9 protein-coding genes, 1 tRNA gene and 3 pseudogenes are annotated in these 12879 nt (G+C 58.1%); 4 read left to right on the forward strand and 9 right to left on the reverse strand.

From position 1 onward, the window contains the following. Positions 1-755 (forward strand): acyl-CoA dehydrogenase (locus C8024_RS13375; protein WP_173206041.1); only part of this gene is annotated, 755 nt, incomplete at its 5' end. On the opposite strand, the gene C8024_RS21890 is transcribed toward C8024_RS13375, so the two are convergent. From C8024_RS21890 to C8024_RS13390, 4 genes and pseudogenes are all read right to left on the reverse strand, one after another. Beyond that, complete coding sequence (locus C8024_RS21890; RefSeq protein ID WP_367947340.1) at positions 742-1272, reverse strand: hypothetical protein; 531 nt, start codon at positions 1270-1272, stop codon at positions 742-744. The two genes, C8024_RS13375 and C8024_RS21890, sit on opposite strands and share 14 nt — an antisense overlap. A 27-nt stretch (positions 1273-1299) precedes the next feature. Continuing rightward, positions 1300-2990, reverse strand: a pseudogene (locus C8024_RS13380) (EAL domain-containing protein); the annotation flags it as partial. A gap of 155 nt (positions 2991-3145) precedes the next feature. Next, positions 3146-5275 (reverse strand): EAL domain-containing protein, encoded by a 2130-nt coding sequence (locus tag C8024_RS13385; protein ID WP_173206044.1) that lies wholly within the window; start codon positions 5273-5275, stop codon positions 3146-3148. Beyond that, positions 5191-5691: a GAF domain-containing protein gene (locus C8024_RS13390; RefSeq protein WP_217272192.1), complete on the reverse strand. Its 501-nt coding sequence runs from the start codon at positions 5689-5691 to the stop codon at positions 5191-5193. Before C8024_RS13390 ends, C8024_RS13385 begins: the two co-directional genes overlap by 85 nt. A 364-nt stretch (positions 5692-6055) precedes the next feature. On the opposite strand from C8024_RS13390, the gene rpsF reads away from it, so the two are divergent. From rpsF to rplI, 3 genes are read left to right on the forward strand one after another with little or no spacing between them, the layout of a single operon-like run. Then, the gene (rpsF, locus tag C8024_RS13395) at positions 6056-6418 is read left to right on the forward strand and encodes a 30S ribosomal protein S6 (RefSeq protein ID WP_089132497.1); all 363 of its coding nucleotides are present in this window, start codon (positions 6056-6058) and stop codon (positions 6416-6418) included. A gap of 20 nt (positions 6419-6438) precedes the next feature. Then, positions 6439-6663 (forward strand): 30S ribosomal protein S18, encoded by a 225-nt coding sequence (gene rpsR / locus C8024_RS13400; RefSeq protein WP_089132498.1) that lies wholly within the window; start codon positions 6439-6441, stop codon positions 6661-6663. 10 nt (positions 6664-6673) lie between these two features. Continuing rightward, on the forward strand, positions 6674-7318 hold the full coding sequence (gene rplI / locus C8024_RS13405) for a 50S ribosomal protein L9 (RefSeq protein WP_173206049.1): 645 nt from the start codon (positions 6674-6676) through the stop codon (positions 7316-7318). A 217-nt stretch (positions 7319-7535) separates the two neighbouring features. Here rplI and folE read toward each other — a convergent pair whose 3' ends face one another. The 5 genes and pseudogenes from folE to C8024_RS23525 form a co-directional block, all read right to left on the reverse strand. Next, on the reverse strand, positions 7536-8156 hold the full coding sequence (folE, locus tag C8024_RS13410) for a GTP cyclohydrolase I FolE (RefSeq protein WP_217272193.1): 621 nt from the start codon (positions 8154-8156) through the stop codon (positions 7536-7538). A gap of 99 nt (positions 8157-8255) precedes the next feature. Beyond that, positions 8256-8332: transfer RNA gene (locus C8024_RS13415), tRNA-Arg, on the reverse strand. A 175-nt stretch (positions 8333-8507) separates the two neighbouring features. Beyond that, positions 8508-11184, reverse strand: a pseudogene (ppdK, locus tag C8024_RS13420) (pyruvate, phosphate dikinase). Positions 11185-11405: 221 nt separating this feature from the next. Beyond that, on the reverse strand, positions 11406-11687 hold the full coding sequence (locus C8024_RS23520) for a DALR anticodon-binding domain-containing protein (RefSeq protein WP_367947339.1): 282 nt from the start codon (positions 11685-11687) through the stop codon (positions 11406-11408). Between the two features lie 294 nt (positions 11688-11981). Continuing rightward, positions 11982-12856 (reverse strand): annotated as a pseudogene (locus tag C8024_RS23525) (glycine--tRNA ligase subunit beta); the annotation flags it as partial. Positions 12857-12879 lie beyond the last annotated feature (23 nt).

Below are 12879 nucleotides of genomic sequence, written 5' to 3' on the forward strand. Positions count from 1 at the left end.
AAGACGGCGACGCAAAGGGCATCGGCTGTTTCATTGTGCCGGTTGACGCGGAAGGCTTTGAAGTCGGTGAATATATGTGGACCTTCAACATGCCCACTGACCATCCGAAATGCTCCTACAAGGATGTCTGGATCCCGGCGGATGCGGTGCTCGGCGATCTCGATATGGGCCTCGCCTGCGCGCAGCATTTCGTCCACGAAAACCGCATCCGCCAGGCCGCCTCCTCGCTGGGCGCGGCACAATATTGTATTGATGAATCAGTCAAATATGCCGGCGAACGCAAACCGTTCGGCAAGCCCCTCTCGGTCAATCAGGGTATCCAGTTTCCACTCGTCGAACTGCACACGGAGGCCGCGATGCTGCGCCAGCTGATCTACGCGACGGCCGCCAAGATGGACACGATGCCGAAAACCGATGTCGCCAAATATCTCTCCGCCCAGGTCAGCATGTGCAATTACCGCGCAAACCGCCTGGTCTGCGACGCTGCCGACCGCGCGATGCAGGTGCACGGCGGCATGGGCTATTCCCGGCACAAGCCGTTCGAACATATTTATCGCCACCACCGCCGCTACCGGATCACCGAAGGCGCCGAGGAAATCCAGATGCGCAAGATCGGCGGCGATATGTTCGGATTCCTGAACAGGAAAAATAGCGTCCCTGCAATAGATCGCTTCGCGGGCAGCATGGCGAGAAATTCAGCTGGTTGCCCCGGCGGCGCTGTTCGGGTTCGGACTGCCCGGTCTATTTGGGCTTGATCTGGGTCGCCTTCCAGTCCGCCACGGTGCTGAATGCCGGCACCGAAAGCGAATCCTTGTCGATTTTCGTTGTCGGCACATAGCCCGCAGGCATGTTTGGCACTTCCAGTCCGGCCTCGGCGATAAGATAGGGCGACACCCGCCGGCTGGTACATAGGCCGCCATTGCCGTCACTGACCAGCCGCGTTTCGAATTCGATACCCTGCTGGTTGCCGCTGGATCGCGTAACCGTCGCCACTGCGAGCTGTCCGTCGCCAAAGTCGATCACGAATTTGGTCCCGACCGGCACATTGTACAGACCATCGACCAGCGCGCCGGTAACCGAAAGGTTGCGAACGACGATGGAATAAACGTGATTTTCATGGATCATCCGCACCTTGCGGTACATGGACAGGCGGTCGTTGCGATGATGCCGCGGGCCTGAAGGCTCAATCCTCCAGCTTCCGCCCTCCAGATTCTCGATCAACGTCGCCTGGTTCACCGCCCTGCTGCAGATATGGCCCTGGACATGACTCACGTTCAGCTTGCTTATCAGATCGAATTCGTCGAGCGTTTCGATGCCCTCGGCCGTCGTGTCCAGTCCGAGCGCTTCCGCCAGCGCGACAATGGCCGCAATGATAGCGCCATTGCGCGATCCCGGCTCGGTGGCGCCGCGAACGAAATTCTGATCGATCTTGATTTGTCGAACGGGGCTGCCTGCAAATAGCTCAGGGAGGAATAGCCGGTTCCGAAATCATCCAGAACCAGGCGCACTTGCCTGATTTTGAGAGCCTCGAACATGGCAGTGGTTTCATTGGTTTCGGCCAGAAACACGCCTTCCGTGATCTCCAGCTCGAGCCTTTCGGCAGCCAGGCCAGATGCGCCAAGCGCTGCGTCGATAATCGCGGGAAAACGGTCATTGGCGAACTGGCTGGCAGAAACATTCACTGACACTCTGGCTTTTCCAGGCCATTTGGCTGCATCTTCACAGGCCCTGTGTATGGCCCATTCCCCCAGTTGCCAGATAAGATTGGCATCTTCGGCAATGGGAATGAACAGAGACGGAGAAATCTCCCCCCGTTCCCCATGGTTCCAACGCATTAACGCTTCGAAGCCCTCAACGATATTGGTCTTGGTGTTGACGATCGGCTGATAGACGAGTTCGAGCTCGTCCTTGGCAACCGCATCCCGTAAATCGTCTTCCAGCACGCGCCTGTCTTCCGCGGACTGTTGCAGTTCCTTGGAATAGAAACGGAACCGTCCGCGTCCATTGCCCTTCGCCTCATAGAGCGCCAGATCAGCGCTTTTCACGATATCATCGCTCGACAGCCCGTCAAACGGGGCAACAGAGACACCGACTGATGCCCCGATGATACACCGGTGACCGTCGACCGAATAAGGCTGGGAAAGGCTGTCAATGATCTTGCTGGCGAGATCCCCGAGAGTCCCCCGGTCATCACAGTCCGGCAACATGATCTGGAATTCGTCACCCCCCAGCCGGCAGACTTCGCCGCTGTCACCGACGATTTTGAGAAGCCGCTCCGCCACCTGTTTCAGCAAAACGTCTCCCGCCGGGTGACCCAATGTATCGTTGATCTGCTTGAAACGGTCGAGGTCGACCAGCATCACGGCGCAGGTCCGTTTCTGTATCCGGTAAGCCGCAAGCGTGGCCTCGAGCTTTTTCGCCATGCTGGCCCGGTTCGGCAAGCCGGTGAGCGAATCGAACATCGCCAGCCGGGACGTGTCCTCAGAAGCCCTGCGCTGCGCGGTTACATCCTTGCCACTACCGCGGAAGCCCAGAAATTTACCGGAATTGTCAAAATAGGGTCTGCCGGAAATCGATAGCCAGCATTCCTCGACCGAATTGCCGGCCTGCACTTCGAGACCGCTGAACTGCATTTTCTTTGTAAAAATGAACGGCAGGGATCGGGCACTGGCATCATTGTCGATCGGCTTCAGAAACAGGGATGCGATGGGCTTGCCGAGCAGATCCGTCGATTTTCCGCCCAGTTCTTCGGCAATGGATGCCGTTATATAGGTGAGATTTCCCGCCGCGTCCGTCGACCAGAACCAGCCTTGCCCGCTTTCCTCAAAATTTTGCAGGAGGGCAAGCGCTTCAGATGCCTTGATATTGCAGGTTTCTGCCGGCGTCTGCATCCCGATCCGGGAACCGATTTTGCCGAGAAAACGACGAGAGCCGGGACGAACCGCTGTTGCGTCCTGACTTTCCTTGCCAATGGATGTTTCGACGCCCATTCGTGATTTCTTCTCGTTTAACTATTGCATCGACGATTTTAAGCGGAAGGTGTTGCATAATGGTAAATGCTTGCATCTGCCGGCGCTGGACCACAATATTCGGCCCGGATTCCGATCCTTTTCCAGCGCCATTTTGCACTGTGACAGAGGGAATTTCATGCTGCCGTCTGCCGTCGTATCAGCCCCGCAGGGACCGGATTCATCACAAGACCGTAGAAACATTCGATCGGCTCGGGCCTTCCGATACCAAAGCCCTGAACCATCGAGCAGCCTTCGTGCCGCAGGGCGGCGAGTTGCTCTTCGGTTTCAACGCCCTCTGCGACGACGGGCAGATTGAGCCCTTTCCCGAGCCCGATGATCGCCTGCACGATCGTTAGCGATTGCGGGTTATCCGTCATATCCTGGATGAACGATCGGTCTATCTTGACCTTGTCGAATGCGAACATCTGCAGATAGCTCAGCGAGGAATAGCCGGTGCCAAAGTCATCCATCGCGATCTTGACGCCAAGCTTCTGCAACTGATTGAGCGTCTCCATCGCCTTGCGCGTATCCCGGATCAGGAAGTTTTCCGTAATCTCCAGTTCCAGACGTGTCGGATCAAAGGCATATTTCTCCAGCACATCGCTGACCACGCTCAACAGATTGTCGTTCTGAAACTGCGCGGGCGACAGGTTTACGGCGACCCGTAGCGGCCTGTCCCAGCGTGCCGCCTCGCTGATTGCCATATCGAGAATGCGCGCACCCAGTTCAACTATCAGGCCGCTTTCCTCGGCGACCGCGATGAAGGTCTCCGGCTTTACCGCACCCCGTTCAGGATGGTCCCAGCGGGCGAGCGCTTCGAAACTCTCGATCTGGCCGGTCGCCAGCGAAGCGAGCGGCTGGAAATGAATTTTGATCTGATCGGCGGCCATCGCGACGCGGAGATCCTTTTCCAATTCCCGCCGGTCGGTAACCGCCGCATCCATCAGCGGATCGAAGAAGCAGAATTTTCCGCGTCCGGTTGCCTTGGCGCGGGAAAGCGCTCGGTCGGCACTCTGGCAGAGGCTTTCGAAATCGTCGCCGTCCCTGTTGCTCATGGACAAGCCGATGCTGACCCCGATATGGATTTTCTCGCCCTCAATGGAGAAGGGGTCGGAGAAGGCCTCGATCAGGGCGCGAGCAAAACGGGCTGCCCGATGGTTCGAGTTGCGGCCCGGGATGATAACTAGAAATTCGTCGGCACCCATCCGCCCGGCAGCAGCGCGGCTCGGCAGCAACTCGACAATGCGACCGGCGATCTGCGACAAAAGCTCATCACCGATCGGATGCCCGTACAGGTCGTTGACCACCTTGAAGCGGTCCAGATCGATCACCAGCACCGCGGTAGGTTCCTTTACAGGCCCGTTCCACAATTCCTCGAAATCACGGGCGATTCCAGCCCGGTTACGCAAACCGGTAAGAGAATCGTGCAAGGCCAGATGGGCAATTTTCTGCTTGGCCAGATGGCGCACCGTGATGTCATCGGTGATCCCGAGAATGAAGGATGACCGGTCCACCCCGTCGACAAGAACGCGCTTCGTCCGGATTCGATGCATTTTCCCATCCGCGCCCTCGAAATCATTTTCGAAAACCGATATTTTTCCGGTCTTGACCACCCGGTCCTCACGCCGGCGATAGGCCTTGCCGCGGTCGGGAAAAATCTGGCGATCGGTATATCCGATGACCTCCTCACGGCGCCGACCGGTCATTTCCTCGGCCGCGCGGTTGAACATCTCGTAAACACGAGTCTCGGCATTTTTGACGAACAGCATCGACGGCAAATTCTCGACCACGGCGTTGAGAAATGTCTCGGACCGCTGCCTTTCGATTTCAAGTCGCTTTCGCCGGGAAATATCCCGGACGACCGCGACAAAGCCCTTTTTCTGATCGACATCCGCAGAATTCCAGCGCGCCATCGACAGTTCCGCCGGAAATTCTTCTCCGCACCGCCGCCTGGCGCAAACTTCGACCGGCTGGTCAGCCAGCGCGCTCTCTTTGCCGGCTGCAGCATTGGCCTGCTCGATATCGATCATTGGATGATCAACCTCGGAGAGCAGCGAACGGAGCGGCTGTCCGCTCAAGTGAGCGGAAGAACAGCCGAAAATATGTTCGGCTGCCGGATTGCAATAGGTGATGTTTCCGGCTGCATCGGACAATATGATCGCATCATTGAGCGTGTCGTTCACCAGTTTCGAGATCCTGCCGATTTCGCGCAGCTGGCGCGCCTCCAGCAGTTCGACAACCTGCTGCCCCAGCCTGAGCAGCATCTCCCGTTTTTCTGGCCGAGCGGTTCCCGCGGCTGATAGTCTATCAGGCACAGCGTCCCGACCGCAAACCCGCCACCGACCACTAGCGGCGCAGCGGCATAATATCGTATCTTCGGATCGCCGACGACGATCGGATTTTCGCGGAAACGGGGATCCAGCGTGGCATCGGGAACCTCGAATATTTCATTTTGCCCGATGGCATAGTTGCAGAAGGAATTTTCGCGCGCCGATTCCCGGGCATCGAAACCCGTGCTCGCCTTGAACCATTGCCTCTCCTTGTCGACCAGGGAGATCAGGACGGTCGGGACGTTGAAAGTGCCGGCAGTGATTTCCACCAGGCCGTCAAAAAGCCGTTCCGGCCGGGTATCGAGGATTGCCAAATTATAAAGTTCCTGGAGGCGCGCCTGTTCGTCCATTTAGTCAATACTCCAACAAATTGGGCAAACGAATAAAAAATCCTTGCAGTGCATGGGGTTGACAACGTTAAGATGACGTAAATTATTGTAAAACTAAGAAGCTGTCTCCGTTTGCTCGGATGGCCGGCGTCGCCAAGACCTGTTCGCACCGCTATCCGGATATGCTAGGCGATGCTGGAAACGCGGGGAAACTGGCTTTGAAAGCCGGTCGGAAAACCGCCCTTGCAATCCCCCGCCAATTCCGCCATAGGCGCCGCTTCCGCTTGATTGGGCCTGTCCCGGACAGCGGAAAAAGAAGAAAGCCGGAGGGGCGTGTCTGCATGGTGCGGCGTCAGCGATCGGCGGTAAATGAAGGAATGACTGCATGCCAATGTATGAGCATGTCTTCCTCGCACGACAGGATCTGAGCCAGTCTCAGGTCGATGCTCTTGCGCAGGAAGCCACCAAAATTGTTGAATCGAATGAAGGCAAGGTCGTTCTGACCGAAACCTGGGGCCTGCGTACGCTCGCCTACAAGATCCAGAAGAACCGCAAGGCCCATTATGTCATGCTGCGTCTTGACGCACCAGGCAGCGTTGTTCTGGAGCTCGAACGCCAGACCCGGATCAACGAAGATATCATCCGTTTCCTCACCATCCGCGTTGACGAGCATGAAGAAGGCCCGTCCGTGATGATGCGCAAACCCGAACGCGACCGCGAACGCAAACCGCGCCGCGACGACAATTAAGCCAGAGAAGGAGTTAAAACATGGGACGTCCATTTTTCCGTCGCCGCAAAAGCTGCCCCTTTTCCGGCAAGAACGCAAAGCCCATCGACTATAAAGACGTGAAGACGCTGCAGGGATTCATTTCCGAACGCGGCAAGATCGTACCAAGTCGTATCACCGCAGTTTCCGCCAAGAAGCAGCGCGAGCTTTCCAAAGCTATCAAACGCGCCCGCCATCTCGGCCTCCTGCCTTACCTCGTGAAATAGGAGCGAAACGATGGATATTATTTTGCTCGAACGCGTAGAAAATCTGGGAAGCATCGGTGACATCGTCACCGTGAAAAACGGCTATGCCCGCAATTTTCTGCTCCCCAACAAAAAGGCGTTGCGCGCCAACGAAGCCAACAAAAAGGTTTTCGAAGCCAATCGCCAGCAGATCGAAGCTGACAATGAAGCGAAGCGCAAGGAAGCCGAAGCGGCATCCGGCGGCATCGACGGCAAGCAGATCGTTCTGATCCGTGCATCGTCTGCCAGCGGCCAGCTTTACGGCTCCGTTTCGGTACGCGACATCGTCGAAGCCCTGACCGCTGACGGTGCCGTGGTCGAGAAGAGCATGGTCATTCTCGAGAAGCCGATCAAGACGCTCGGTGTTTTCGATGTCCGCATTCGTCTCCACCCGGAAGTCAGCGTCACGATCCAGGCCAATGTCGCTCGCTCTGACGACGAAGCCGATCTACAGAAAGACGGCATCGACGTCATCGCGCAGATGTTCGAAGAAGAGCAGGCCGAACTGGCTGCTGCTGCACTTTCGCCCGATAGCGAAGACGACGGCGAAGAAGCTGTCGCAGCCGATGGAGAGGCAGAAGCCGCTCCGAAAGCTGAAGACACAGCTGCAGAGGACGATTCCGAAACCAAGGAATAGTCTTTTCCCGCCTTTATTCGGAAAGCCCGGATCCGGCCCGTCGCTAGATGGTCGCCAGATCCGGGCTTTTTCTTTGCCGGCTGTGCCGGGCCGCGAGACGCGCGAGCAGCACGAAGACATTCTGGCCATCGCAGCGGCCCGGCATTAGCTCACGGCCAATATCTCATATTTTCTGGACAGCCGGAGCTGACTGCAGGGCCGCGGATCGCCTCCCGGCTCAATAGCCCATCAGACTCATGACTTCCTCACGGCTGCGCGCGTCCTCGAGGAAGCAACCCAGCAGGCGGCTGGTGGTCATCGAGACACCCGGCGTGCGCACGCCCCGTGCGGTCATGCAGCTGTGGCTGGCTTCGATCACCACGGCCACGCCGTCGGGTTTCAGATTTTCCCAGATACATTCGGCGACTTCAGCGGTCAGCCGTTCCTGCACCTGTAGCCGCCTTGCGAATCCGTGGAGCACACGGGCGAGCTTGGAGATGCCGACGACCTTGTCGGTCGGCATATAAGCGATGCTGGCCTTGCCGATGATCGGCGCCATATGATGTTCGCAATGCGAGTGGAACGGAATGTCTTTCAGCAGCACCAGTTCGTCATAGCCGCCGACCTCCTCGAAGGTCCGCGCAAGGTGCATGGCGGGGTTCTCGGCATAGCCTTCGCAATATTCCTTCCAGGCCCGCGCCACGCGCTTGGGCGTGTCGATCAGGCCCTCGCGCTCCGGGTCCTCGCCGGACCAGCGCAACAGCGTGCGCACCGCTTCCTGGACCTCGTCGGGTACCGGAATTTTCTGGGCTTCGCGCTCGGCGAGCGCGTCTTCGATAGAAAGGGAATGGTCGGCCAAATCAGGTCCTTCGGTTCAACTATTTTGATGCCGACGAACTACGCCAGCAGCGCCTCGTGCGCAAGTGCACCTTGGGGCATGATCCGGCAGAAAGGAAGGTGGTGCGCCCAGAGAGATTCGAACTCCCGACCCCTTGATTCGTAGTCAAGTACTCTATCCAGCTGAGCTATGGGCGCTAACCAGATGGTGCAGATAGGGGGTGAATAACCCGCTGGCAACCCATAATTTGCCCTTCTGCCCAACATTCTGAACATTCCTGACGCATCCATGCTCCGCACCGGATCCGGAGCCCTGGAGGCAAGAGATATCTGCCTGGCAAGCGGCTCCGCATCAGGTGCGGAGCTCATCATGTCATTTCTGCGACAGGGCCGCCTGCGCCGCGGCCAGCCGTGCGATCGGCACCCGGTACGGCGACGCGCTGACATAATCGAGACCGGTCTTCTCGCAGAAAGCGATCGAAGCCGGATCACCGCCATGCTCACCGCAGATGCCGAGCTTGATCGCGGAGCGCGTTGCCCTGCCCCGTTCGGCCGCAATTTCGATCAGCTGGCCGACGCCCTCGATATCGAGACTGACAAACGGATCGCGCGGAAAAATGCCCTTGTCGACATATTGGGTCAGGAAGCGGCCCGCATCGTCGCGGGAAACGCCCAATGTGGTCTGGGTGAGGTCATTGGTACCAAAACTGAAAACTGGCCATGTTCAGCGATTTCACCGGCCATCAGCGCCGCGCGCGGCAGCTCGATCATCGTACCGACGAGATATTCGATCTCGCGGCCCTTTTCGGCAAAGACTTCCTTGGCCATGCGATCGACGACATCCTTCATCAGTTCCAGCTCGCGCGCAGTGGCGACGAGCGGGATCATGACTTCGGGGATCGGCGCTTCGCCGCTGGCTTCGGCGACTTCGCAAGCCGCCTCGAAGATCGCCCGCGCCTGCATTTCGTAGATTTCGGGATAGGTGACGCCAAGACGGCAGCCACGGTGGCCGAGCATCGGGTTGAACTCGTGCAGTTCGCTCGCCCGCTGCTTCAGCGTCTCGACGCCGACGTCGGCGGCTTTCGCCACCTCCTCGAACTCCGACTGGTGATGCGGCAGAAACTCGTGCAGCGGCGGATCGAGCAGGCGGATGGTCACCGGCAGGCCGACCATGACCTCGAATATCTGGCGGAAGTCGTCGCGCTGTTCGGGCAGCAGTTTCGCCAGCGCCGCGCGGCGGCCCTTTTCGTCGGGCGCCAGAATCATCTGGCGAACCGAAGTGATCCGCGCCGCGTCGAAGAACATATGTTCCGTGCGGCACAGGCCGATGCCCTCGGCGCCGAAGTCGCGGGCGACCTGACAATCGAGCGGGGTTTCCGCATTGGTACGGACGCCAAGACGGCGGACCTTGTCGGCCCAGACCATCAGGACGCCAAAATCGCCGACCAGTTCGGGCTGGATCGTATCGACACGACCGGCCATGACTTGGCCATTGCTGCCGTCGATGGTCAGCAGATCGCCTTCCTTGAGCTCGCGGTCGCCGACCTTCATGACCTTGGTTTCATTGTTGATCGAAACCGTGCCCGCGCCGGAAACACAGGGTCTTCCCATGCCTCTGGCGACCACGGCGGCATGTGACGTCATGCCGCCACGCGCCGTCAATATGCCCTTGGCCGCATGCATGCCGTGAATATCCTCGGGCGAGGTTTCCACCCGCACCAATATGACATCGTCGCCCATTTCGGTGCGCCGTTCGGCGGTGTCGCTGTCGAATACAATCAGGCCGCTGGCCGCGCCGGGAGAGGCCGGCAGACCGGTGGTCAGCACATCGCGCGTAGCTTCGGGGTCGAGCGTCGGGTGGAGCAGCTGGTCGAGCGCCATCGGATCGACGCGCATCACCGCTTCTTCCTCGCTGATCAGGCCGTCATGCGCCATGTCGACCGCGATCTTCAGCGCCGCCTTGGCGGTGCGCTTGCCCGAGCGGGTCTGCAGCATCCACAATTTGCCGCGCTCGACGGTGAATTCGATATCCTGCATGTCGCGATAATGGCGCTCGAGCAGATCGAAGACGTCGGTCAGTTCCTTGTAGGTTTCCGGCATCGCCTCTTCCATCGACAGCGGCTTGGCACCCGCCTGCTCGCGCGCGGCCTTCGACAGATATTGCGGGGTACGGATACCGGCGACGACATCCTCGCCCTGTGCGTTGATCAGCCATTCGCCGTAATAAGCGCTCTCGCCGGTCGCCGGGTTGCGGGTGAAGGCGACGCCGGTCGCGCTGGTCTCGCCCATATTGCCGAAGACCATCGCCTGGACGTTGACCGCGGTGCCCCATTCGCCGGGAATGTCGTTGAGCCGGCGGTAAACCTTGGCCCGCTCGGCCTGCCAGCTGCCGAACACGGCGCTGACCGCGCCCCATAGCTGGTCGTTCACATCCTGCGGGAAAGGCTTACCCCAGAGCTTCTCGACCAGATCCTTATATTCGGCGACCAGCGCCTTCCAATGCTCAGACTCCATCTCGGTATCAGTGAAGAAGCCATTGTCTTCCTTGATGATTTCAAGCGCTTCTTCAAAAGCATCATGGTCGAGTTCAAGCACCACATCGGAATACATCTGGATGAAGCGGCGATAGCTGTCCCAGGCAAAACGTTCGTCACCGGAGGTCTTGGCCAGACCTTCGACAGTGTCATCGTTCAGACCGAGGTTGAGCACGGTGTCCATCATGCCGGGCATCGAGGCGCGGGCGCGGAGCGGACAGAAACCAGCAGCGGATCGGCCGCATCGCCGAAGGACTTGCCGGTTACGGATTCGATATGGGCCACGCCCTGCGCAACTTCGTCCCGGACGCTGTCCGGATATTGGCCGCCCTCGGCATAGTAGCGCGTGCACATTTCGGTGGAGATGGTGAAACCGGGAGGAACCGGCAGACCGATATTGGCCATTTCGGCGAGATTGGCACCCTTGCCACCCAGCAGGTTGCGGGCTTCTGTCTTGTCAGACGGCGCACCATCCGCATCCATGCCGCCACCGAAACGATATACATATTGGGTCATTCTTGCTTTCAACTCCATATGTTAGCCCCTCCTCTTCAGAGGAAGGGTCGGGGTGGTGCCGTGCCACCAGAATATTCGCGAAGCGGCATCGCACCACTTCCCTCAAATTCCACCCCTATATCCCCTTCTCCGAAGAGCAGGGGCTTTTCGTTCATTTCCTAACCGGAAAAACCTCGCCGTCGAACTTTACAAACTTTACACTGTTATGAATCAAATATCTTCTAGCCCTCGATCTGTGAGAAATCAGCGACTTGGTGGACGGCATTGCGAAAGCGTGCCAGCAGGGCAAGCCGGGCTTTGCGTTTCGCTTCATCGTCATCGTTCACGGTCACATCCTCGAAAAACTGGTCAATCGGTCCGCGCAATGCCGCCAGCGCGGTCATCGCGGTCTCGAACTGCTCTGCCTCGATCGCCGCGGTCACTTCCGGCTGCGCCGCGTCGAGCGCGTCGATCAGGGCCTTTTCCGCTTTTTCGGGCGTGTAGGAAAGCGGTTTTGCGGACATTTCGTCATCCTGAACTTGTTTCAGGACCTCGGGAGATCCTGAAACAAGTTCAGGATGACGAGTGTCGGATTCAGGATGACGAGTGTTGGATGCACCGCCCGGCGCCTCTTTCTTCAATATATTCGAAGCCCGCTTGTAACCGGCGAGCAGGTTCACACCATCCGTAGTTTCCACAAAAGCCTGCAACGCCTTAACCCGGGCGAGCAAGCGCACCAGATCGTCTTCGCCACCGAGCGCGAACACCGCGTCGATCAGGTCATGACGGACACCCGCTTCGCGTTGCTGGACTTTGAGGCGGTCGGCCCAGAAGGAAAGAAGCTGTGGCAGACCATTGTCGAGCGCCCGCTGCGCAAATTGCGTCCGCCAATATATCATTACGGGAGAACCGATGATCTGCGCCGGCTTTTCCAACTCTCCATCATCATCCTTAGTTAGAAACAACGTTTTCCAAGGTTCACCAGAAAAACTGCCTGAATCGTAGTCGGATTGATTTTTCGCCTGTTCCAAATAGATTTTAGTAGCTTGATTCATCAAATCGGAGAAATTGAACCTCAATTCAGTTGTAATGGTCAGCGATTGGATTGAGATGATGGCTCTACGCAAAGCGAATGGGTCTTTCGACCCGGTGGGCATCTCATCCGCCAGAAAAACCCAACCAAAGTATCCAACTTATCAGCCAAGCTCACCCAAACCGTCACCGGATCGGTCGGCACATCATCGCCCTGCCCGACCGGCTTGTAATGATCTCTGATCGCGTGTGAGACTTCTACCGGAAGCCTTTCTTTCTCTGCATAATAGCCGCCCATCAAGCCTTGCAGCTCGGGGAACTCGCCGACCATTTCGGTTACGAGATCGGCTTTGCAGAGACGTGCGGCCTGCTTGGTCTGTTCCGGGTTGGCACGGAGTAACCCAGTCCCTTCTAAAGACGCCAACCACTCAGCCAGCTTGGCCACACGCTCTACCTTGTCGGCAACCGTTCCCAGTTTCTCGTGGAAAACAATGTTGCTCAATTTCTTTGCATGATCCTCCAGCCTGGTCTTCTGGTCAAGTTCCCAGAAGAATTTGGCGTCGGAGAGCCGTGCTGCGAGGACTTTTTCATTCCCCGCGATAATTGCCTTGCCGCCATCACTGGCGTCGATATTCGCCGTGCAGACGAAATTGGGCGCCAGGTTCCCCTCCCGCTTGCGGGAGG

This window comes from Sphingopyxis sp. BSNA05, from assembly GCF_013265645.1.
GTDB lineage: Bacteria > Pseudomonadota > Alphaproteobacteria > Sphingomonadales > Sphingomonadaceae > Parasphingorhabdus.